The sequence below is a fragment of the Gracilibacillus caseinilyticus genome (genome assembly GCF_022919115.1).
GTDB classification, from domain to species: Bacteria; Bacillota; Bacilli; order Bacillales; family Amphibacillaceae; genus Gracilibacillus; species Gracilibacillus caseinilyticus.
This window is the reverse complement of sequence record NZ_CP095072.1, coordinates 247,206-269,503: the sequence shown is the minus strand read 5'-3', so window position 1 is coordinate 269,503 and position 22,298 is coordinate 247,206. Positions and strand designations below refer to the sequence as shown.

Below are 22,298 nucleotides of genomic sequence, written 5' to 3'. Positions count from 1 at the left end.
GATTATCTGCAGGTCTTTTTTAAAAGAGCAATTATGAAATTGATTCAATCGAGAACTTTACCGTATTGACAAATTAAGCGCAAATTCAAAACCGCAATGGGGTGAGTTTTGAGGGTCCAAAAAAGGAGGATGTAAAATGTGCCAAAAGCATGGAAAAATAGATATGATCGAGGAGCTCCGTCCTGAATTAACCGGATACTGTTATCGGATGATGGGATCGATTTTTGAGGCGGAAGACGCGGTACAGGATGCCATGGTCCGCGTCTGGCAGAATTGGGATCAGGTTCGGGAGCATTCTTCGCGTAGAGCATGGGTGTATCGTGTCGTCACGAATGTTTGTTTAGATAAGCTAAGGAATGCAAAGAGACGGGCGCTCCCAATGGATATCTCAGGACCGGCCACTAGTGTAACAGAGCCTAGGGACCAATTACCTCGAGCCTCCTGGATATGGCCAACACCTGATACAGTTGGCGATCCGCTGGATATCGTTGTTAGCAGAGAAACGATTCGATTATCGTTTATTGCGATCCTGCAAATATTGCCACCTCGGCAACGGGCCGTACTAATCTTATATGATGTTTTCCGATGGTCAGCGAGTGAAACGGCTAATGTGTTGGGGATGACCACGGCAGCCGTTAACAGTGCTTTGCAACGAGCACGAAGGACGATCGCCCAATCGAATCTGCATTCCAATGAATGGCAGGTTGGAGTTTCGGAAAAGGATCAACAGTTGCTTGCTCGTTATGTAGAAGCGTTTGAGAAGTACGATATTGATGCGTTATTATCTCTATTCAACGAGAACGGTAGCTTGTCAATGCCACCATTTACGATGTGGGTTCGCGGCAACTCGAATCTGTCTGAATTCTATCACTTAACACGGAGCCATTGTTTGGGTTCCCGGTTGCTACCAATCCATGCTAATGGCAATAGTCCCGCTTATGCTCAATATGTACCAAATGGACGAGAAGGGTTGCTGACACCATGGGCAATACATATCCTCGAGATGAGCCATGGAAAGATCGCCCATATCCATCATTTCATAGACTTTGATTTATTTGTTCGATTTGGATTGCCGACAGATTTGGATGCGAATAAGAATTTCGCGACAAACCGATGATTTTACAGTGGCAGGAACGTCTATACTTATGAATGATCAATTTCCATTCAATCCAAACTCGAGGAGGAAGAATCTATGATGGTAAAACTTACCCCATATATTACTTTGGAGGGGCGCGCAAAGGAAGCCATTCAGTTTTATGAAGAAACCCTTGGTGCAGAAATTATCTCCATTTTTACTTACGGAGAAATGCCAGACATGCCTAATACGTTCACGGACGAGCTAAAGAGTCTTGTGGCGCATGCCAAATTAAAAGTTGGTGAAACAGAACTCATGTTATCTGATGCCCCAGGCGATTCGACTATTGAAAACGGGAAACGGATAACTATTTGCATTACAACAAACGAAGTAGAAAAATCAAAACGAATATATGAAGCTTTGAGGCAAGACGGTCAAATCAATTTACCGTTTAAAGAAGAACCCTTCAGCCCTGGATTTGGCGATGTAACGGACAAGTTTGGCGTGACCTTTCAAATTTATACAGAGATTGAAGATTAAATGACGGTTAAAGAGTTGCGTGACTGATTGCGCAACTCTTTTTTTATAATAAAAGGGAGAGATATTGTGGAAAAAGTTTATGAATGTTCGCCAAAAAAAACTCGTCACTTTAGTGATGAGAGGTTCATAGACAAATTTCTACGGGGAGGACAGTGAACCTTCTCTATAGTGCAAAGTTTTATTATAGCTAGCATAGTTGAAGGGGGCAGTCTCCTCATACGAGCTTTTGTCCAAGCGGAGCCTCTGATCCCTATTCCCTTCATGATTACTATTTAGTAACATGAGCATTAGATAGAAGTAGGACTTTTCCATCCAATATTTGGTGCCAGTCTTTTTGTATTAGTTAGTTTTACTACTGTCTTTGGATAGTATATAATGGGAAACCAAAGAAAAATAGATAGGAAGTGCCTATGAATAAAAGCAAAAAGAATGGATATAAACCGGGAAAAACACGCAATCAATCGAAAAAAACATATGGGAAAAAGCGCTCCGCACTGACTTATCAAAAGGGCGACAAATTCCATGGTAAGCCCTCGACAACAAATAAGCGTCGAGGTAATAAGAAATCTGAAACCTTAGTGGTGACCTGCACAGGCCTGACCAATGAGGGGAAAGGCATCGTTCAGTGGAAAGGAAAGCAGCTAGAGGTAGAGCATCTATTGCCAGGTGAAACGGCTGAGATTACTTTGTCCACTAGTGGGCGATATGTTCATACGGAATTGAAGCGGGTAATCACCTCGTCAAAAGACCGGATTAAGCCAATATGCTCCTATTACTATGATTGTGGGGGATGTCAGCTGCAGCATATGAACGAGCAGGCTCAGGAAGGTTTCAAGCAGGAAACAATAGATAAATTGATGAAACCATTCGGTAAACCAGAACCCATTTTAACGATGGACCATCCGTATGATTACCGGAACAAGAGCCATACAACATTTGGTCTGAATAAGGAACGGCAGATTATTGGTGGGCTATACGCTCAGAATAGTCATCAGCTTATCTCGATGGATCGGTGTCTCATTCACGATCCGAAAGCGGATGAGATTTGGCAAACGATTAAGAACATGATGAAGTCCTTTAAAATGCAGCCATATAATGAAGACACTGGACGAGGCTTCCTGCGTCACGTACTGGTGAAGGTCGGCAAGGTCAGTGGTGAGATCATGGTGGTGCTGGTTGTAGCTTCACCTATTTTTAAAGGGAAGAATAATTTTGTAAAAGCTCTTAGGAAGGCTCACCCAGAGATTACGACCATCCTCATGAACGTTAATAACCGGAATACGAGCATGGTTCTAGGTGATCAGGAGAAAGTGTTGTTCGGTAAAGGGACTATAACAGACACCCTTTGTGGAATGAAGTTTGATATTTCCGCGAAATCCTTCTATCAGATTAACCCGGTCCAGACGGAAAAGTTATATGCAAAAGCCATTGAAATGGCCAAGTTGTCTGGAAGTGAAACCGTAATTGATGCGTACTGTGGGATCGGTACAATTGGTCTGATTGCTAGTCAAAAGGCTGGCAAAGTCATTGGGGTAGAGTTGAATAAGGATGCTGTTCGAGACGCAATCCGCAATTCAAAGCGCAACGGCGTGAAAAATGCCCGTTTCTATCAAGGCGATTCCGGCGAATTCATGATGGAGATGGCAGCACGTGGTAAGAAAGCAGATGTAGTAATTATGGATCCACCACGAAGCGGAAGTGATGAAGCATTCTTGTCTAGTGTTGTTAAGCTTAAGCCGGAACGTATAGTTTATGTGTCCTGCAATCCGGTGACACAGGTGCGGGATATGAGATATTTAGTACAGAACGGATATAAGGTAACAGAGATGCAGCCAGTGGATATGTTTCCACAGACGGTGCACGTGGAGTGTGTAGCGTTGATAGAGTTAAAATAGATTTAGTGGTTTTTAACTAAAAATTAAAGTATGTTTTATGATCCCTCGGACTAATGGTTCGAGGGATTTTTTGCCCCCTAGTGTCTTACTTTTACACAAAAAAGCAAATGCTAGAGGTCTTTCTTATGGAAATATGAGTTATATTATAACATTTTAAATTTAACATAAAGACCATGATTTCTTTCCTATTGGTCCTGTCCATTTCATCTATGCAAAAATTTAGTTTGTAAAATTTGGATTGCCTCTTCAATTTCTTTTAGTTCAGGCTCTGTTAAATTGTTAATTCGCTCTTGAAATGTTAATTCAAGCTGTTGAAATACTTTATTCATTAGCTCTGTTCCATTTTCGGTGAGACGAATGTCAAATTTACGACGATCATTCGAATCAATAATTTTTTCGCATAATTGGTTTTCAATTAGTTTCTTTAACTCACGGCTAGAATTAGGTAAAGATAAATGCAAGCATTCACTTATTTCACTAAGAGTTACTGGTTGGCTAACTGTAATGAATTCTAATATTTTGTATTGAACGGTAGTAATGTTTTCAATTTTGATTTCTTTTGTCATATCGTTTGTCATTTGATGTACAGATGTAGTAAATCGAACAAACTGATGGAAAAGCTTACCCTTGTCCATATCAATCACCTCATTTACAAAGTATCAAATATATTATCAAAAAACAATTATCAATTGACAACTAAAATGGGTGAGTGTTAGTGTTTAGTTATCAAATGATAACTAATGAGGTGTTTAATAGTGAATGTTTTAATTGTTTTTACCCATCCAAATCATCAAAGCTTGAGCTACGCCTTTTTACAAGGGGTACTTCGAGGGTGTGAGGAAAATCATGTTATACAAAATGTTCAAGTTTTAGATTTATATGAAGAAAAATTTAATCCGGTCCTTGAATTTGGGGAGAAAAAGAAGAGAAGAGATATGTATCAAGATCCAGAATTAGAAAAATATCGGGATCAACTATCGTGGGCTGAAAAGATTATCTTTATTTATCCTATCTGGTGGGGGAGGCCTCCTGCTATGTTAATGGGGTATATTGATAAAATGTTTGCATCAGGATTTGCCTACAAAGATAACGGTAAGTTGTTACCAGATGGTTTGTTGAAGGATAAATCAGTCGTATGTATTTCTGTAATGAAAGGTCCAACCTTTTATCCATTGTTTTGGCTAAATAATGCTCATAAAGTTTTAATGCGTAAAGCATTATTCCAATACGTAGGCATTAAAAAGGTAAAGTTTTTTGAGTTTGGGAATATGGAAAATTCAAAGGGGAAACATCAGAAAAAAATAAACAAAGTATATAGGTATTTTCAAAAGTTGAATATCCATAGCTTAACATCATAATAATCAACTGCTAGTAATTAGTGATTGTAGAGGGCCACACGCAAGAATAATATTTATGGATAACAGTATCATCTTACTATCAAGCCACATGTAGAAAATGTAGTGGAGAAAGTGTTGAAGAGAAAAGCAGTAACTTGACAGGTTCCTGCTTTACTAGTTGGAAAGGGTCAGCCCCCTCCTCCGTATTGCATAACGGTGTTTCAGCTGTGTTCAACAATTGGGCAATCTAAATTGATAAGAGTAGGCAAAAAGTCGATTTCCTTTGCGTTGGGAAATCGACTTTTTTAGATTGATTTTTTTGCCTAATTATAAAGGTACTTTAATTTCCTTCGATGAATTTTAACAATGCTGTTGACTATACAGTTGAACTGTATTATATTTACTATAAAGTTGAAATGTATAGTTAAACTGAATAGAGGATGAGAGAATGAAACACAAATTATTGCCGTTGTCTGAAACCATGCATTATATTTTATTAGCTCTACGTGAGCCACTCCACGGATATGCAGTAATGCAGAAGATTGAAGAAATAAGCAATGGTTCCGTTATTTTAGCGGCTGGTACATTATACGGTGCTATTGAAAACTTGAATAAACATGGTTGGATTGAACCTGTTGGAAATTCAGGTCGAAGAAAAATTTATATGATAACGACAGAAGGAAGCGCCATTTTGAAGATGGAACAAGAAAGACTATTGCACATTTTATCCTTGTATGAAGGAGGCGAATCAAATGAAGAGGTTTAAAGTATTTTTTAATATTGAAAAAGAAGAGCAATGGCTGAACGAGCAATTACAAAAAGGCTATCGCTGTACAAATATTAGTGGATTAGGAATATACACTTTCGAAAAAACTGACAAGAGATATGTTATGAGACTTGATTATCAAGATTATTTACCCAAGAAAAAGATCGTTGAATACAAAGGGATATATGAGGATTTCGGTTGGAACTATATAAAGGGGACCTGTCTTGGAATAAGGTATTGGCAAAAAGAAGATGATAATCAAAATGAAATCTTCTCGGATCGTCAATCAAGGGGTAATTATTATAAAAGATTAATGGGTTATTCATTTTGGTTGGGTACGCTGTGTTTGGCATATTGTTTTATGTTGTATAGTGATTCTGAATTATACCATGAAGGTCTTTGGAGTATGGAAGGTGCATTATTTTGGAAGGCATTGTTATTTGAAACTCCATTTGTCCTCTTGAAGTTACTTCCCGCACTTATGGTAGTTCTTTTTGGTAGAAGTTATTATAAAGCTTATAGCAAGTATTCAATGTTAAAAGAAGAATAATGCAAAGAGGTTATGTTTAAGGGGTCAGGCACCATAAAAAGACATTTGTCCATATATGGTGCCCTGGTACCTTATCTCATTTGTTACTGGTGCAAGCTATATTGTAATAACAATGATATTTCTAGTGCTTGTAGCTGTCGTAATTGCTTGCCACGTTGTGTATCTTCTTCGCCTTTGGACGTTACTTCTTCTACCTCATCGATAAAAAGAGAAGGATTCCATTGTTTCCATTCCTTTATTTTTGGATAGATTTTCTTACCTTGTTCATACAACTCTTCAAAAATTGGGGAGTCGCCAACCTTACTAAACCAATACTTTGAGTTGCCAAAGTCACCTTCTCGTCGGTGCATAATCCCGTGCCAATAGCTACCGATTGGTTCTGAAATATTTTGTGAAATCGCATGTGAAGCGTAAAGATCGTCGTTCCATAGCAATAAGCCAGAACGAGTTGCAAGGATAGTAAGGCTTGAAGGAGCAGTTTTTCCCGTGATTTCTTCCTCGGATAAATCATTAATCTCCTTTGATAATTCGGGCTTCCACGTTTCCTCTGGACAAAGAGGTGGAAGCGATTTCCTGTCTTCTAACGTTTGAACAATTGACGCAATTGTAGTCATAACAACCCCACCTTATTATAGATTTGTATGAATTATATCAATACTATTTCAATTTTCCAACTAACTATATTGCTAGCAATGGTGTCGTGCATTACAAATAGCCAAGTTCATCCAAAGGCTTTTATAAAGCTTTATTTACTGATAACTCTCTTGCTTCACGGGATACCTACTCTGTTTGGCGGGAAAGAATGACTTATCCCGTCAAGCGAGCAATATATCCTGTGAAGCCTACTCATTATCCCCTCTACAGCATCACCTCCCCCGTGAAGAGAAAGGTATGTTTGAAAATAAAAAAGATAAGATTTAATTTTGACTACAACAGGTGACCGCCCGTGAAGGAAGGAGTTTTAACATTTTAGAGGTATTATAGACATGTGTTAGAAAAATAACAAGAGTTTCACTTTATCACGGTGCTAACCGTCTGTAAGACTCCCACTTCAAGTATCACAAAGAAGCTAAGTGGGAGTAAACAGACGCTAACACCCTGATAAGTTTCGCTAATGATCAGTGGGGGGCAAAAACCCCCACTGATCAAAGTCTCACTTTATTTTGAATTAACTAATTTTCCTTTGAATAAGATTTTCTTTGAAACAGTTAAATTTAATTGGCGACTAAACTTCTGCAGTTGTCTTTCCTCACTCTCCGTGACAATGGCTACAACGGTTCCTGAGTCAGAACCTAACCGCCCAGTTCTTCCGGAGCGATGAACAAATTGTGTCGTATCTTTAGGCAAGTCCATATGAATAACATGGGTTAAATCAGGAATATCTAATCCTCTTGCAGCAACATCTGAAGCTAGTAGTAGTTCAGATTTTCCTTCGCGAAATTCTTTAATTGCTTTAGCGCGTTCTTGCTTGTTGGAGTCACTATGTAAAACTCCTGCATGGATTCCCATATAATCTAGTTTTTCTGCCAGTACCGAAAGCGTTGTAATGTCTTTGACGAAAACAAGTGCTTTCATTTCATGATTTCGTACCAGCTTTCGTAGCGGTTCAATCTTATCTCTCGCTTCACTAACAAGATACATGTACTCTACATTTGGTCGATCATCATCTTCTTTGCCTACTCGAATTATTTCAGGATTGTTCATTAGTTCTTCTGCCTTTGATTGTACTGTTTTAGGTAGAGTTGCCGAAAAGACGAGTACTTGCCGGTCACTCAAGGTACTTTTCACAGCTTTATCGATAGTAGATATATGTTCGGGTACTAACAGTTGATCAGCTTCATCCAATACAATCGTTTTTACTTGATGCATCTTTAATTTTTTCTGGTTAATTAGTTCGTTCATTCTTCCTGGTGTTCCAATTACGATTTGCGGTTTCTTTTTCAACTTTTCAATTTGTCGTTTTACGTTTGCTCCACCAATCAGTGTAGCACTTCCAATTCCACTATCCCTTGACCACTCCTGAACTTCTTGATTTATTTGCATCACTAGTTCATGGGATGATGCTAAGATAACAACTTGGGTATTTTTTTGAGTTGGGTCGATTTGTTGCAAAAGCGGTAAAAGGTAAGCTAGCGTTTTACCGCTGCCTGTTGGTGACTCAGCAATGATATCTTTTCCGTTGATTATAAAACGGGCCGTATGTAGTTGAATGGCTGTTAGCTTTTCATATCCGGATTTATCCCATGTGGTTTGAAGAAATGGTTTCAGGTCAGGTAATACTTCATTTAATGATTGGGTTTTATTCATTTTTAATGCTCCTTTTAATGCTTCAATTCGTACATCTTTATTCAGAGTAATGCGGATTACTATATACGTCAACCTGCACCATTATTTTGCGATAAATTAAATCGATTATGTGCTCTCCATAAGCTGGGGGAGAGATTACACATAAAAATTTCCCTTCGTTATAAACTAAATGTATGTTCAGGAGGTGTAGAATATGGACAATCAAGAATTCGAGAAAATATTTCAAGATTATAAACAGCAAGGGGAGGAACAAGCTCAGCAGGAAGTGCCAGCATCAGGAGAGCTTGGAAAAGAACAAATTGTTGCTGTTCGAAAAAATGATGAGGGCGATATTATTGCATTTAAAACGAATAGTAGCAGAGAGTTAGACTACGTAACCGCAATTGATGAAGCAAAAGCAGGAAAATTGGAGCATGTTGACGTATTTCATAAGTATGGTCGAGACATTATCCGTAGTGAACCTGACGGTATTAAAGAAAATAATCTAGATCAATTAGATACTTTTTAAAAGGATTGATAAAGAAAACTCCGTACCACGATTACTACAATATCCGGATCTTCATCAATCGGTTGTAAATTGGATCCCTCTAGAAGAATTAGATTCCATTTTACTGATACCAAATATTAAACAGCAAATAAAGAACTATATTAAGAACAAAAAGAATATCGAATTAGTTGAGGGTTATATGCTAGACAGACTACGTTTATAGCAGAAATATTAAGCAGAAACTGTTGACGGTCTAAAACTAAAGATATTTAAGAAGACAGCGTAGCTCTGTCTTCTTTTAACCATTCATAAATAAATACTTCAATTAAGTATGAACAAGGATGACGCTTACGTTTCACTATTGAAAGCAAGAGACCCCTCTGCTATTATTCTTCATTCCCTTTATGAAAAAATGAATAGGTCGTGACAAGTCCTCCGGTATAAAGCAAAATAGCAAAATAGGCAGGAAGTAAATGAATAAATGTTGTATAGCCAATCGCAATGTGGATGGATATTGCTGTAATAAATGCAGGTAACCCCCCTACTAAATAAGTCCACCACATCCACTTATTTCCTTGATGAAAGCCCCAAAGTGACAACATTAATACAAGGAGTCCCACACTTAGTAAAGCACTTCCAAATCCAGCCCGGTCATGTGCAATAACTGGAATCAGTCTGTCATTGAAAGATTGTAATTGTTCTGGTGACATACATATATATAGAAGATCGGTTGGAACAAATACGGAAGTAACACCGTAAAGCGATATAACAATACCACCAAGTATGAAAGAAAATCCCAATATAACAAATAGAAATTGCCCCCATACAGACCGTTTCCAAATTCGGTGATTTCTTCTATTATTTGAAGTAGGTGTTCCCGAAATACCTCTTGTAGAAAAGAATCCTCTCATATAAAAAGGTAGTAATACAAGCCAAAACAAAAGATGTAGCCAATCAAAATAGCCAAATCCAATAAATGAAAAAATTCCCAAAAATCCTAAAATGGCAGCTGCATCGGTAGCTTGTTTTGCCCACTTCATTCCATGCCTTATCCCGTGTTTCGCTAAATTCATATAGATGATCCCACCTGAGATCATTGTGCCAGCAAGCGTCATTCTATCATGGGCCATAAACAACATTATTCGCTTATTGAACTGAAAAATCTCTATTTTTTTCACTCCTAGAAATGCTTCATCGTAAGGCAGTATGATCCAAGTAACGCTAAATAATAAAGCTAATAATCCACCTATACATATAAATAGACCGAATAGCCAATAGGCCCGCCAGCCTTTTTGCTGCTCGGTCGGTAGCTCTTCTTTGGATAACATTGCTTCATTGATGCGTTTTGTTAATCCTGGACCCGAGAAGACATAATCACCTGCTAACAACACTAGATTAGCACCAGCTTCTATTACGTCTAACGCATGCTGCGGCTCTGTAATGCCACCTGAGGTAATGATTGTTTTGGAATAGCCGCAATGCTTTATATTTTTGATCTTCGAAATATAATCGTCTACTTTGTTTTCATCGAAACACACTAAAATTCCTGAAAATCCACTGTGCAACTCAAAAATGGATTCCTCCAATTCTTGTTCAGAGGAAATTGCACAGTAAATTGGCTTGGATGTCAGATGAATTAAGCTTTCTTCCTTATTATCGATAATAAAACCATCAGCATAGGGGTCTAAGGTCAGTATTAACTTCTCCACTTCTCTATCCGTTCCTGCCAGCCTTAAAAATATCGGTTGTGTCGTCTTTACACTTTTAAGCTTGTTGACGGTTGCTTGAAGTCCTATAGATCCTTGCTCGCTTGGGAATTCAATTGATTGATTTTCTGTATCAACCGAGGGGGAATGTGCAGAATCCTTTTGCGCTAACGTAATCGGTCCAATCTCCAAGAGCCCAAAACCAAGATGGGTAAAAGCTTTCGTTCCTGTTAATAATGGATCTATTTTTCCAGAAAGCCCTACAGGATTTGCAAATGTGATTCCATCGAGTTGTTGTGAAAGTGCTGGGGAGCTTTCGTGTCTTCCTAAAAAGTTAATAAAATGGGAACCAAATGGAACGGAAGCTACTAGACTCATTCCACGATGAATAAATTCCCTGGATTTATAACTAGATAACCTATGTAGTATTGGTTTAAAAATAGTATGATACGACCAATCAGGCATAATTTATCCCTCACCATTCTAGCTGATTATAAGATGAGTGTAACATGTTATCAGAAAGAAGGACACAGAGGAACCGATATGATTGTATCCTTTTAGGTGCAAAAGAAGAAGGAATTTTATTATAAAAAAGATTTCCAGATAGTAAAAAGAGAATAGCACTAATTAATACAGAAAATACAAATATATTTACAAAAGTTCCCAAAACCAATCCCCCTACAAAGATTTTTTTCTTAAACAATCCTGCTTATTAGTTTAAGTGAATAACTTCTAAACATAAGGAAACTTCACACTAAAATAATCTCTAAATGTTCAGTCTTCAGATATAGTCGGTAATCTTTAGAGAGAGTTATCGATATAAACACCAATCCACATCTATGTATAAAATCTTAAATTAAGTCATCAGAATAAATTGTACCTGTCTCTAGAAATATCCCAGGGGCATGAAGACAGCGGAGCGTATCGAACAAAACGAGTAAAGAGACAAAACTATATATTGTAAATCGTAATCATTACTATTTACATTTAGAGCGAGATGATTTATAATGATTTTTATTCGTAATAATTACGATTTAACAAGTGAAGCGTTTGAAAAATTTAAAAAATAGTTAATAACGAAAGGAGTATATTAAAAATGGCTAAAAAATCAAAAATAGCTAAAGAGAAAAGACGTCAGCAAATGGTTTTACAATATGCAGAATTAAGAAGAGAGTTAAAAGCAAAGGGAGATTATGAAGCACTTCGCAAATTACCACGGGATTCTTCGCCTACACGTTTAAAAAACCGTTGCGAAGTGACAGGTAGACCACGTGGCTATATGCGCAAATTCAACATGTCCCGTATCGCATTCAGAGTATATGCGCATAAAGGGCAAGTGCCTGGTGTGAAAAAAGCAAGCTGGTAACAAAATCATGTTTGCGTTGTATATCACGGTACTAACGTCTGTAAGACCTCCATTCCAAGTTTCAGGTAACAGAAAGAAGCTAGGTGGGGGTATACAGACTCTAAGAGTTAAGTATCGCTACTGATCAGTGAAGGTCAAAAAACCCCATCTTATCATAGTTTTACTTTAAAAGGAGGAAAAGCCTTGTCACAAGAAATCCCGATTCCAGTAACTATATTAACTGGTTTCATAGGGGCTGGGAAAACGACATTGTTAAATAATTTGCTGCATGATATGCCAGATCAGAAGGTTGCTGTCATCATCAATGAATTTGGTGACACATCCATTGATAGTCACTTGGTGGTGTCAACAAAGGAAGAAATTATGGAGATAAACAGTGGTTGTATATGTTGTAATGTGCGTGGAGATTTAATCAACATTTTAAGTAACATGATGAAACAGGAAACAGAAATGGATCACATTATTATTGAGACAACTGGTATGGCTAATCCAGCACCTGTTATTCAAACCTTCCTAATGGATGAACAGACAGCAGCATCCTTTGAATTAGACAGTGTGATTACGATGGTCGATGCCAAGCATATTTGGCAACATGTAAAAGAAGAAGAGTCAGGGCAACAAATCGCTTTTGCAGATGTTCTATTAATAAATAAAATGGATTTGATCACGGAGGCTGAAAAAAGTGAATTAGAACAACAGCTGATTAATATGAATCCACATGCAGAACGGATATATACGACATATGCCAATGTTGACAATGGAGATGTAATAGGGAAAAAATCCTTTGAATTAGAATATATTTTAAATAGGGATCCAAATCTATTAACTCAAACACATCACCATCATCATAATGACCAAGTCACATCATATGTTTTTCGAGACGATCGTCCGCTTGATTTAGCAAAAGTGAATAAATGGTTCGCTTATTTAGTTCAGTTTAAAGGAGAACATTTATATCGTTATAAGGGAGTGCTCTATATTAATCAATTGGAGAACAGAGTGGTTTTCCAAGGTGTACATATGCTATTTGCAGGAACTGAAAGCTTTAAATGGGCGGATGATGAGAAGCGACAAAGTGAGATCGTTTTTATTGGAAAGCATCTCGATTATCAGGAACTTGAGAGAGGTTTTCAATATTGTCTTGCTTAATTTTTTGTTGTGTAAATCGTAATGATTATTATTTAAGAGGTGGTAAATATGAATAAAATATATGACATCATTGTGGTTGGAGCAGGTCCTTCCGGAATTGGTGTTGCTGCTTTATTACAACAAATGAATTGCACTTCCTATTTAATTATAGAGAAAGAAGAAGTGGGTGCATCTTTTCAGCGTTGGCCAGAGGAAATGAGATTCATAACACCTTCTTTTCCGGCACAAGGTTTTGGCCATACAGATTTAAATGCAATTGTTCCAAAAACGTCACCCGCTTACACGTTAGATATGGAACATCCCTCTGGTGAAGCTTATGCAGAATACCTTAATGTGATAGCAGATCATTTTACACTTCCTATTAAAGAAGGTGTGCAAGTAAATCAAATGCACAAGAAAGCAGGCATCTTTTCACTAGATACGACAGAAGGGACTTATCAAAGTCGCTTTGTTATCTGGGCAGCAGGGCAATATCAATATCCTAATTTGAAGCCTTTTCCAGGCGCAGAAGTTGGCGTACACAATAGCTTGATTCCATCTTGGGAGGGTGTGGAAGGTGATGATTTTGTTATCATCGGAGGATATGAAAGTGGGATGGATGCAGCATTCCATCTAGGACGAACAGGTAAGAGAGCTACATTAATAGCTAAAACGAATACTTGGGAGATCGACAATAGTGATCCTAGCATTGCCCTGTCAACCTATACATATGGTCGTGTCCGTCCCTTATTGGATTCAGACTTATTAAGAGTGGTAGGCAATACAGCAGTGACACGCATTGAAAAAGTGTCGTCGGGATATGATGTGTATACGAGTAGTGGGAAAGTTTACTTTACAAAGGAGAAACCGATATTAGCTACCGGTTTTTCAGGCAGCACATCAAAGATAGAAAATTTAGTGAGGCGCGGTAAGTACGGGGAAGTGCTTGTTGATGAAAGAGATGAATCTGTGGCTACACCTGGCTTATTTCTAGCAGGACCAGAACTTCGGCACGATGATCATATCTTTTGTTATATTTACAAATTCCGCCAGCGCTTTGCTGTTATAGCAGAAACAATCGGTCACCGGTTAGACTTAGATTTATCTATATTAGCGGAGTATAAACGAGAAAACTTTTATCTTAATGATCTCTCTATGTGTGGGGAGCGGTGTCAATGCTAGAAAGCGTTACGCCTCCCTATGCTAATCCGGTAGAAGTCATGTTAGTAGGGTGTGAATCAGTTGGAAAATCCGGCTTATTTCGCCATATGACTGGGGAAAACCGAGCGTTGACAAGCAATGTAAGAGGCACAACAATAGCTGCCTTAACAGCACCATGTAAATTAAACAGTGTTATGCGACTAACAGATTTACCAGGAATTCAATTTGAAATGGACAGCCAAAATACACAGCTTACTTTAGATCATTTAGAAGGGGAACAAACTTTACTCTTAGTTGTAAAAGCAACGGAGCTGGCAGAGGAACTGATCGAGCTGCAGAAGCAATTGAATTTGAAAGATAAAAAAGTAGCAGTTGTTGCAACACATCGGGATAAATATTTACCTGCTAGAGCTGAACAAAACAGAGTGCAAGAATTGTTGCAGGTACCGGTTGTCTGGGTGAATGCCAGAAAGATGGATTTGGTTGAACAAGAAAAAGTAATCACATGTATCCAGAATGCCGGAACGTGGGCTGCTACTGCGAGTATCCTTCATTTTCTACCCTCATTGCCTCATCCTGTTACTAAAGTCATACCGATGTTCCGTTTGAAAATAATAGGTCCAATGCTAGCTTGTTTAACTATTATGGCTATGTTTGCCTTGCCAGTATTTGCAGCTTATTTATTTGTAAGTTGGCTAGAACCGATGACAGAACAACATCTGTTGACACCGATCATTGCAACGTTGGGGGAGGTACCTGACTTTTTAGCTCATGTATTGGTGGGTGATTATGGTGTCATTACCTTAGGTTGGTATTCGTTTCTCTGGGCATTTCCTGTTGTCCTGTTCATCAGCATCGCCACTACTTTTTCAGAAGAGATCGGCATACAGGAGCACTTAACGAATGCTTTAGATCCGTGGCTTCGTAAAATAGGGTTAACGGGAAGAGATTTGCTTCCTGTTATCACCGGTTTTGGCTGTAATGTTGTCGCCGTCATGCAAAGCAGAAGTTGTAGCAGTTGCACCCGGCTATCTTGTGTTTCGATGGTTTCCTTTGGCTCAGCTTGCAGTTATCAAATAGGCGCTACCTTATCTATTTTCAATGCTGCACATGTTCCTTTTTTATTTATCCCATATTTGCTCGTGCTATTAGTAGTGGGTGCTATTCATACAAGGGTTTTGAACAGAACAGCTACTGATGAACTAAAGAGAATTGCTCCTTTACCCTATCTGCAGGGAATCAATTGGCGTACATTTTGGTGGAAGGTTTCAGGTGTGATTAAACAATTTTTGTTGCAAGCTATGCCAATTTTTCTGTTAATATGTTTGGTTGCATCTGTATTGGATGCAGTAGGGGTATTATCGATTTTTAGTTGGATTGCCATGCCATTATTATATTTATTTTCATTACCGACAGATGCAGCACCTGGTTTGATCTTTTCTTTTATTAGAAAGGATGGCTTACTTGTCTTAAATGAGGGACAGGGCAGCTTGTTAATGAATATGTCGTCCAGTCAACTATTTATTCTTGTTTACTTGGCATCGACATTATCAGCTTGCCTCGTTACGTTATTGACAATCAGCAAAGAGCTAAGCCGGAAGAATACTGTATCCATTGGGTGGAAACAAATGGTGACAAGTGTTGATAGTGCAGCTGTTGTTGCTGCAGGATTATATTTTATAAGTTGAAATAGGAGGAGAAACAAATGAAAAAGATTCCTGTTACTGTATTAAGTGGTTATTTAGGTGTTGGTAAAACAACATTATTGAATCATGTCTTACATAATCGTGATGGTTTGAAGGTAGCGGTCATTGTCAATGACATGAGTGAAGCCAATATTGATAGCGATCTGGTTCAATCACAAGGTGGTTTTTCCCGTACAGAAGAAAAGTTAGTGGAAATGTCTAATGGCTGTATTTGCTGTACATTACGAGAGGATTTATTAGTAGAAGTGGAAAGGCTCGTGAAAAAAGGTGATGTTGATTATATTTTAATTGAGTCATCCGGAATAAGTGAGCCTGTTCCTGTTGCACAAACCTTCTCTTATATTGATGAGGAAATGGGAATTGATTTAACGAATTATTGTCGTTTGGATACGATGGTTACAGTTGTCGATGCAAATCGTTTCTGGCATGACTTTGGTTCAGGAGAAAGCTTATTGGAGAGACAGCAAGCGGTAGGCGAGGAAGATACGCGCAATATTGCGGATTTGTTGCTTGACCAAATTGAATTCTGTAATGTCCTTGTCTTGAATAAAACTGATTTGGTAAAAGAGGAAGATTTAAAAAAGTTAGAGAAAGTCATCCGGAAGTTACAGCCTGAAGCAAAAATTGTACGAACACAACATAGTAAGATCGATCCGCAAGAAATACTGAATACTCGCTTGTTTGATTTTGAGAAGGCCAGTGCATCAGCGGGATGGTTGAAGGAACTTAATGCAGGAGTAGAAAATCATATACCGGAAACAGAGGAATATGGAATAAGTTCGTTCGTCTATAGGTCAAGGCTGCCTTTTCACACGGATCGATTAGTGAGCTGGTATCAAGTTTTACCCAAAGAGATTGTTCGGGTGAAAGGTGTGATGTGGTGTGCGACACATCATGATATGGCATTATTGTTATCACAAGCTGGCCCTTCCGTAAATGTTGAACCATTAGCCTATTGGGTGGCTTCTCTTCCGAAGGAGCAGCGTGAGGAGCTATTAAGAAATAATCAGGAAGTAAGAGACTTATGGGATCCTGCATATGGGGATCGTCACACAAAGCTTGTGTTCATCGGAATGGAGTTGGATGTTGAGGAGATAACCAGTGAACTAGATCGCTGTCTACTAACGGAGTCAGAGATGGAAGAAGACTGGTCACAATTCAGAAACCCATTCCATTGGCGAATTTCATAATCAGGGGTGAGAACAGGTGATCTTATCAGGGCAAACGATTAAACAATTCATATATGATGAACGAATTTCTATTACTCCTTATAAGGAATCAAGCATACAACCAGCGTCTATTGATCTATGTTTAGGAAAGCATTTTTTAGTAGTGGATGACTTATCTACTCCTTTTTTATCGGTCAACAGACCAGCAAATTATCATGAAATGCAAGTAATAGAGGGTGAGGTTATTACGATTCCACCGAAAACGTTTATGTTAGGAACAACATTAGAGCAAATTCGTTTATCTGACAATTTAACGGCCTTTGTGGAAGGGAGAAGTTCTATCGGAAGATTGGGCGTTTTTATTCAAAATGCAGGCTGGATCGATCCGGGCTTCTCCGGTCAGATCACTTTAGAGTTATATAATGCAAATCGTGTACCCGTTCAACTCAAAGTCGGTATGCGGGTATGTCAATTAGTCATCGCGCAAGTTGATCAGGCGACAGAGGGATATAGCGGCAAGTACTTATTTCAGGATGGAGCTACACCTAGTCGGGTGTATTTAGACAGAGAGGAAGGAAAGGAATGAGTAAAAAAATACCGGTAACAGTTTTAAGTGGTTTTCTTGGAGCTGGAAAAACAACTTTACTTTATCATCTCCTTAAAAATCAGCAAGGCTTAAAAATAGCCATTGTTGTCAACGATATGAGCGAAATCAATATAGACGCAAAGCTTGTAAATAATGGTAGATTTGTGAGAACGAAAGAAAATTTGGTAGAAATAACGAATGGGTGTATCTGCTGTACACTGCGAGAGGATTTAGTAGTGGAATTAGAGAAACTTGCTCAATTGGACATTGACTACGTGCTGATTGAATCAAGTGGTGTGTCTGAACCTATCCCTGTAACGCAGAGTTTCATCTATCATGACGAAGCATTAGGAATAGATTTAAACACCTTTTTCCAGATTGACACCATGGTAACAATGGTTAATGGTCAGCAATTCTGGGAGGATTATCAATCAGAGGATCTATTGATCGACAGACAATTACATGTTTCGGATGATGATGAAAGAGGTATTGTTGATTTATTAATTGATCAAATTGAGTTTGCAAATGTAATTGTGTTAAATAAAATAGATATGCTGTCAGATAGGGAAGTCGCTAAATTAACGAATGTACTTCATAAACTAAACCCAGAAGCGAAGATTGTCCCTGCAAGCTTTGGACAAATCGATCCATTACAAGTGCTTCATACCAATCAATTTAATTTTGAAAAGGCAAGTCAGGGTGCTGGCTGGATCAAGGAATTGAATGAGGAACATACACCGGAAACAGAAGAGTATGGTATTCGTTCATTTGTTTATAGAAGCAGAAAGCCATTCTATCCAGAGAGATTTCATCAATGGTTAGAAAATTGGCCAACAGAAATTATACGGGCAAAAGGTTTCTTTTGGTTAGTGACAAGAAATGAAGTTGCTGGACTCTTGTCACAAGCAGGATCGATGGTGACGTTAGAAGGAGCAGGAAGGTGGCTGGCCAGTTATTCTCAAGAAGAATTAGCTAAACTAAAGGTACAAGATCCTGCTTTGTTTGAAGATTGGGATGAACAAGCAGGAGATAGAATGACAGAGATCGTATTTATTGGAAGTAATATGGATAAGGAAGGGATGATCCATTCATTGAATGAATGTTTAGTAACTGAGGAAGAACTAGAGACTATTTCTTTTAAGGATCCCTTACCCTCATTTACGTAAGTTAAAAAGGTGTTGCCTGGAGGTATTAGGTAGCACCTTTTGAATGTATCCTCACAAAAAAATGTTATAAAGAGTTAGCTATTCTTGGCGGATTACTGTCTCGTAATGAAGTCAGACTATCAGTCCGTAAGATCATCGCCTCTTCAGCAAGACACATTCTTTGCCTAAATTATACAACTCCCCTATACTCTAAGTGAAAAGCTAAATAACAGGAGGGGAAACAATGGAGTACACCAATCTAGGTCGAACAGGCATGAAAGTTAGTAAACTATGTTTAGGAACGATGAATTTTGGCCCGGCAACGGAAGAAAAGGAAGCACACAAAATTATGGATGCTGCCCTTGATGCAGGCTTAAACTTCTTTGACACGGCAAATGTATATGGTGGGAAAGGTCATCATGGATGGACAGAAGAGATTATTGGCAGATGGTTTGCTCAGGGCGGCAATCGCAGGGAAAAAGTGGTGCTTGCTACGAAAGTGTATAATCATATGGGAGATGAGAACGATGGTCCGAATGAAGGAAGATTTCTATCTGCTTATAAGGTCCGTCGTCATTTAGAAGGTTCACTTAAGCGCTTGCAGACCGATCACATTGAATTGTATCAAATGCACCATATTGATCGTAATGTGTCTTGGGAAGAGCTGTGGGAAGTTTTTCAGGCGGAAGTACAGAAAGGCACGGTTGACTACGTAGGTTCCAGTAACTTTGCAGGTTGGGATCTCATTAAAGCGCAGGCAGCTGCCAAAGAACGTCATTTCTTAGGCATTGTGTCTGAACAGCATAAATACAGCTTACTATGCCGTCTTCCGGAATTGGAAGTACTGCCTGCAGCCAAGGATCAGGGAATTGGTGTGATTGCCTGGAGTCCATTAGATGGTGGATTGCTTGGGGGGAATGCTTTAAATCCAGCTAAAGGTTCACGATCAGCTGCTCAAACTGAACGAATCGAAAAACATCGAGCACAACTGGAAGCGTTCTCTTCATTCTGTAAGGAACTGGGAGAAAAGGAAGCGGATGTAGCCCTTGCTTGGGTATTGCATAATCCAGCAGTAGATGCGCCGATTATAGGCCCGCGTACACTGGATCAATTTGAAAAATCCTTACGTGCAGTGGAAATCAAATTGGATCAAGCATCACTTGACCGTTTGGATGAGATTTTCCCTGGTTATGGTGCAGCGCCAAATTCTTATGCATGGTAATGTTTAATAGAAGAGAGCGGAATACGAACTGGATGTGGTTCGTATTCTTTTTTTGCGCAATCACAATAATTTTATCTTGAGATTTAGCGAATAAAAGTATAGATTCTTATAATACGTATTATGTATAGTGGAACTGACTGACGTTGTGGTAATTTTGTTAAGTTTCATCTGCTTAGCAAAGCTCCGGAAATATGCTCAGCGTCCTGTGGGACCACGGCTTCATCTAGGCTACTAATCTTCAGCTCGCGCTGATCCATGGGAGTCTCCGCATATTTCCTACGCTTCAGTAAAGTGCTACAATTTATGGAACAGCTAAAAGCAGTTGTGCTAAACTTTATACATGATTTAATCAAGTATGGATAAAACTTAAAATGCTAGCTCATACATCAGTTGTAAAGTCAAACAAAAGCGTAGGCCAACCACGTAGACTCCCGCGGGACGTGCAGGAGCTGAAGATCCACTTTGTGAAGCGGTCTTCTTCACAAAGTTAGCTTCAGCCGTGCCACGCAGGACGCGGAGTGGTTGGACGGAGCGGTTGCCCAGCACATGAAACATATCAATATCATCACTAAGCAGCTAGTTAACATAATCCGTATTATAGGTAGCTATACACATTAGTGCTAATCCCCGTTTTTTCTTCATTTACTTTGTAACAAAGCAATGCCATTCATCATACTTTGCAATAACACCTACCTCTATATTAAAATATCAATGGAAACGAGTATGCTGCTGTTGAATTATTCAACAATAGAGGTCAACCTTCCCATTTATGTTAAAATAATAATCATAAATAAGATAAAAAGCGAGGAACAACAATGATAGCAAAGACAGAAGAGGATTTTAATGGATTAAAAGAAATCGGTAAAATTTGCGGAGCAATCCGCGATGAATTAGTGCAATCCGCGAAACCGGGAGTGACTACAAAAGAACTTGATGAAAAGGCAGGAGAGATGTTTCAGAAGGCAGAAGCTCAATCTGCGCCAAAAGGAGAATACGATTTTCCAGGATATACGTGCATTAGCATCAATGAAGAAGTAGCGCACGGGATTCCTGGCGACCGGGTCATTCAAGAAGGAGACCTTGTGAATATCGATGTGTCAGGTTCGAAAAACGGCTATTTCGCAGATACTGGCATTTCTTTTGTTGTTGGACAGGGAGAGATGATTTTACAAAAAATATGTGACGTTGCGAAAGAAGCATTCGATGCGGGATTGGAGAAGGCGAAACCAGGCGCGAAGAAAAGTGCCCTTGGAAAAGCGGTACACAATGTAGCGAAACAGCATGGCTTAACGGTTATCAAAAATCTTACCGGTCATGGCGTTGGGCGCTCAATTCATGAAGCGCCAGCACATATTTTCAATTTCCACTCGCGCTGGGATGACGAAATTTTAAAAGATGGTATGGTCATTGCCTTTGAACCTTTTATCTCTACATTAGAAGAGGAAGTTTTCCAATCGGATGATGGCTGGACCTTCTTAACCGACGAAAGCTGTGTCGCGCAATTTGAACAAACGATTATTCTTACGAAGGACGGACCGATTATTACGACATTGTAAGAGCGTGGATAGTTGTAATTACGGGGGATAAGCGTTCAAACAGACGATCATCAAAAGGTCGTCTATTTTTACACGTTAAGAAAGCATAAAATTTTAACGAAGAAGCAGTTCGACGTAGTGAAAATTTAGAATGTACCAAGTAGAAAAACTTCGGCATTCGTTATGAAACGAGGCGAATGACGAGCTTTTTCTAATAAGAATGAAAAGTATATAATCACTCTCATTAGCGAGATAAGAAAAGGAGCCAAAATTAGAACGCGATGCCACGAGATTTGTATCATTTAGTCAGCAAGGAACCAAAAGTGGGAAGCAGTAGCCAAAGATTTGTATCGTTTAGCGAGGAAGGAACCAAAAGAGGAGAGCGGTAGCTAAAGATTTGTATCCTTTAGCGAGAAAGAAACCAAAAGTGGGAAGCGGTGCAACAAGATTTGTAGTGTTTATAAAGAAAGAAGACAAATGATGGTGTTTCCCGTCTGGTTTTGTCTCCTTGAAGAGTCTGTACCAAAGCGCAGGCCGACACATAGACTCCCACAGTACGAAAAGTGGCTGGTCTAAGGTGTCCCAGCACATGAATCATTTAAAATGACAGCTATGTG

The 22,298-nt window shown here is 38.8% G+C and carries 20 protein-coding genes; 16 read left to right on the top strand and 4 right to left on the bottom strand.

Annotated elements, in window-relative coordinates; translation table 11 throughout:
• Nucleotides 1–136 precede the first annotated feature (136 nt).
• From MUN88_RS01195 to rlmD, 3 genes are all read left to right on the top strand, one after another.
• A complete protein-coding gene (locus tag MUN88_RS01195; protein ID WP_244719900.1) occupies nt 137–1,117 on the top strand; it encodes a sigma-70 family RNA polymerase sigma factor in 981 nt (326 codons plus the stop codon).
• A 75-nt stretch (nt 1,118–1,192) separates the two neighbouring features.
• Nucleotides 1,193–1,615, top strand: coding sequence for a VOC family protein (locus MUN88_RS01190; RefSeq protein WP_244719898.1), 423 nt, complete (start codon nt 1,193–1,195; stop codon nt 1,613–1,615).
• A gap of 410 nt (nt 1,616–2,025) precedes the next feature.
• Nucleotides 2,026–3,510: a 23S rRNA (uracil(1939)-C(5))-methyltransferase RlmD gene (gene rlmD / locus MUN88_RS01185; protein WP_244719896.1), complete on the top strand. Its 1,485-nt coding sequence runs from the start codon at nt 2,026–2,028 to the stop codon at nt 3,508–3,510.
• A 203-nt stretch (nt 3,511–3,713) separates the two neighbouring features.
• On the opposite strand, the gene MUN88_RS01180 is transcribed toward rlmD, so the two are convergent.
• Complete coding sequence (locus tag MUN88_RS01180; RefSeq protein WP_244719894.1) at nt 3,714–4,145, bottom strand: MarR family winged helix-turn-helix transcriptional regulator; 432 nt, start codon at nt 4,143–4,145, stop codon at nt 3,714–3,716.
• A gap of 120 nt (nt 4,146–4,265) precedes the next feature.
• Here MUN88_RS01180 and MUN88_RS01175 point away from each other — a divergent pair, with 120 nt between their 5' ends.
• The 3 genes from MUN88_RS01175 to MUN88_RS01165 all read left to right on the top strand — a co-directional run bounded on the left by MUN88_RS01175 (nt 4,266) and on the right by MUN88_RS01165 (nt 6,163).
• Nucleotides 4,266–4,868: an NAD(P)H-dependent oxidoreductase gene (locus tag MUN88_RS01175; RefSeq protein WP_244719892.1), complete on the top strand. Its 603-nt coding sequence runs from the start codon at nt 4,266–4,268 to the stop codon at nt 4,866–4,868.
• A gap of 427 nt (nt 4,869–5,295) precedes the next feature.
• Nucleotides 5,296–5,613: a PadR family transcriptional regulator gene (locus MUN88_RS01170; protein ID WP_244719890.1), complete on the top strand. Its 318-nt coding sequence runs from the start codon at nt 5,296–5,298 to the stop codon at nt 5,611–5,613.
• The gene (locus tag MUN88_RS01165; protein ID WP_244719888.1) at nt 5,600–6,163 is read left to right on the top strand and encodes a DUF2812 domain-containing protein; all 564 of its coding nucleotides are present in this window, start codon (nt 5,600–5,602) and stop codon (nt 6,161–6,163) included. The genes MUN88_RS01170 and MUN88_RS01165 overlap by 14 nt, the downstream gene beginning before the upstream one ends.
• An 83-nt stretch (nt 6,164–6,246) precedes the next feature.
• On the opposite strand, the gene MUN88_RS01160 is transcribed toward MUN88_RS01165, so the two are convergent.
• Entirely contained in the window at nt 6,247–6,777 is a 531-nt protein-coding gene (locus MUN88_RS01160; protein ID WP_244719886.1) for a hypothetical protein, read from the bottom strand.
• 544 nt (nt 6,778–7,321) lie between these two features.
• Nucleotides 7,322–8,470, bottom strand: coding sequence for a DEAD/DEAH box helicase (locus tag MUN88_RS01155; RefSeq protein ID WP_244719884.1), 1,149 nt, complete (start codon nt 8,468–8,470; stop codon nt 7,322–7,324).
• A 193-nt stretch (nt 8,471–8,663) separates the two neighbouring features.
• Between MUN88_RS01155 and MUN88_RS01150 the strand changes: the two genes are divergently transcribed.
• Nucleotides 8,664–8,978, top strand: a complete 315-nt coding sequence (locus MUN88_RS01150; RefSeq protein WP_244719881.1) for a DUF3892 domain-containing protein — start codon at nt 8,664–8,666, stop codon at nt 8,976–8,978.
• A 365-nt stretch (nt 8,979–9,343) separates the two neighbouring features.
• On the opposite strand, the gene MUN88_RS01145 is transcribed toward MUN88_RS01150, so the two are convergent.
• The gene (locus MUN88_RS01145) at nt 9,344–11,128 is read right to left on the bottom strand and encodes a beta/alpha barrel domain-containing protein (protein WP_244719878.1); all 1,785 of its coding nucleotides are present in this window, start codon (nt 11,126–11,128) and stop codon (nt 9,344–9,346) included.
• A 631-nt stretch (nt 11,129–11,759) separates the two neighbouring features.
• On the opposite strand from MUN88_RS01145, the gene rpsN reads away from it, so the two are divergent.
• From rpsN to map, 9 genes are all read left to right on the top strand, one after another.
• Nucleotides 11,760–12,029, top strand: coding sequence for a 30S ribosomal protein S14 (gene rpsN, locus MUN88_RS01140; protein WP_244719875.1), 270 nt, complete (start codon nt 11,760–11,762; stop codon nt 12,027–12,029).
• A gap of 183 nt (nt 12,030–12,212) precedes the next feature.
• Complete coding sequence (locus tag MUN88_RS01135; protein WP_244719872.1) at nt 12,213–13,178, top strand: CobW family GTP-binding protein; 966 nt, start codon at nt 12,213–12,215, stop codon at nt 13,176–13,178.
• Between the two features lie 48 nt (nt 13,179–13,226).
• On the top strand, nt 13,227–14,339 hold the full coding sequence (locus MUN88_RS01130) for an NAD(P)/FAD-dependent oxidoreductase (protein ID WP_244719869.1): 1,113 nt from the start codon (nt 13,227–13,229) through the stop codon (nt 14,337–14,339).
• Nucleotides 14,333–16,006: a nucleoside recognition domain-containing protein gene (locus tag MUN88_RS01125; protein ID WP_244719866.1), complete on the top strand. Its 1,674-nt coding sequence runs from the start codon at nt 14,333–14,335 to the stop codon at nt 16,004–16,006. Before MUN88_RS01130 ends, MUN88_RS01125 begins: the two co-directional genes overlap by 7 nt.
• 17 nt (nt 16,007–16,023) lie before the next feature.
• On the top strand, nt 16,024–17,214 hold the full coding sequence (locus tag MUN88_RS01120) for a GTP-binding protein (RefSeq protein ID WP_244719863.1): 1,191 nt from the start codon (nt 16,024–16,026) through the stop codon (nt 17,212–17,214).
• 16 nt (nt 17,215–17,230) lie between these two features.
• Entirely contained in the window at nt 17,231–17,779 is a 549-nt protein-coding gene (dcd, locus tag MUN88_RS01115) for a dCTP deaminase (RefSeq protein ID WP_244719860.1), read from the top strand.
• Nucleotides 17,776–18,945 (top strand): GTP-binding protein, encoded by a 1,170-nt coding sequence (locus MUN88_RS01110; protein WP_244719857.1) that lies wholly within the window; start codon nt 17,776–17,778, stop codon nt 18,943–18,945. Before dcd ends, MUN88_RS01110 begins: the two co-directional genes overlap by 4 nt.
• Nucleotides 18,946–19,168: 223 nt before the next feature.
• A complete protein-coding gene (locus MUN88_RS01105) occupies nt 19,169–20,146 on the top strand; it encodes an aldo/keto reductase (protein WP_244719854.1) in 978 nt (325 codons plus the stop codon).
• Nucleotides 20,147–20,961: 815 nt separating this feature from the next.
• Nucleotides 20,962–21,702 (top strand): type I methionyl aminopeptidase, encoded by a 741-nt coding sequence (gene map, locus MUN88_RS01100; protein ID WP_244719851.1) that lies wholly within the window; start codon nt 20,962–20,964, stop codon nt 21,700–21,702.
• The last annotated feature ends 596 nt before the right edge of the window (nt 21,703–22,298 follow it).

Coding starts and splice junctions, on each gene's coding strand:
- MUN88_RS01195 (WP_244719900.1), top strand. CDS start 137: ATGTGCCAAAAGCATGGAAAAATAGATATGATCGAGGAGCTCCGTCCT.
- MUN88_RS01190 (WP_244719898.1), top strand. CDS start 1,193: ATGATGGTAAAACTTACCCCATATATTACTTTGGAGGGGCGCGCAAAG.
- rlmD (WP_244719896.1), top strand. CDS start 2,026: ATGAATAAAAGCAAAAAGAATGGATATAAACCGGGAAAAACACGCAAT.
- MUN88_RS01180 (WP_244719894.1), bottom strand. CDS start 4,145: ATGGACAAGGGTAAGCTTTTCCATCAGTTTGTTCGATTTACTACATCT.
- MUN88_RS01170 (WP_244719890.1), top strand. CDS start 5,296: ATGAAACACAAATTATTGCCGTTGTCTGAAACCATGCATTATATTTTA.
- MUN88_RS01165 (WP_244719888.1), top strand. CDS start 5,600: ATGAAGAGGTTTAAAGTATTTTTTAATATTGAAAAAGAAGAGCAATGG.
- MUN88_RS01160 (WP_244719886.1), bottom strand. CDS start 6,777: ATGACTACAATTGCGTCAATTGTTCAAACGTTAGAAGACAGGAAATCG.
- MUN88_RS01155 (WP_244719884.1), bottom strand. CDS start 8,470: ATGAATAAAACCCAATCATTAAATGAAGTATTACCTGACCTGAAACCA.
- MUN88_RS01150 (WP_244719881.1), top strand. CDS start 8,664: ATGGACAATCAAGAATTCGAGAAAATATTTCAAGATTATAAACAGCAA.
- MUN88_RS01145 (WP_244719878.1), bottom strand. CDS start 11,128: ATGCCTGATTGGTCGTATCATACTATTTTTAAACCAATACTACATAGG.
- rpsN (WP_244719875.1), top strand. CDS start 11,760: ATGGCTAAAAAATCAAAAATAGCTAAAGAGAAAAGACGTCAGCAAATG.
- MUN88_RS01130 (WP_244719869.1), top strand. CDS start 13,227: ATGAATAAAATATATGACATCATTGTGGTTGGAGCAGGTCCTTCCGGA.
- MUN88_RS01125 (WP_244719866.1), top strand. CDS start 14,333: ATGCTAGAAAGCGTTACGCCTCCCTATGCTAATCCGGTAGAAGTCATG.
- MUN88_RS01120 (WP_244719863.1), top strand. CDS start 16,024: ATGAAAAAGATTCCTGTTACTGTATTAAGTGGTTATTTAGGTGTTGGT.
- MUN88_RS01110 (WP_244719857.1), top strand. CDS start 17,776: ATGAGTAAAAAAATACCGGTAACAGTTTTAAGTGGTTTTCTTGGAGCT.
- MUN88_RS01105 (WP_244719854.1), top strand. CDS start 19,169: ATGGAGTACACCAATCTAGGTCGAACAGGCATGAAAGTTAGTAAACTA.
- map (WP_244719851.1), top strand. CDS start 20,962: ATGATAGCAAAGACAGAAGAGGATTTTAATGGATTAAAAGAAATCGGT.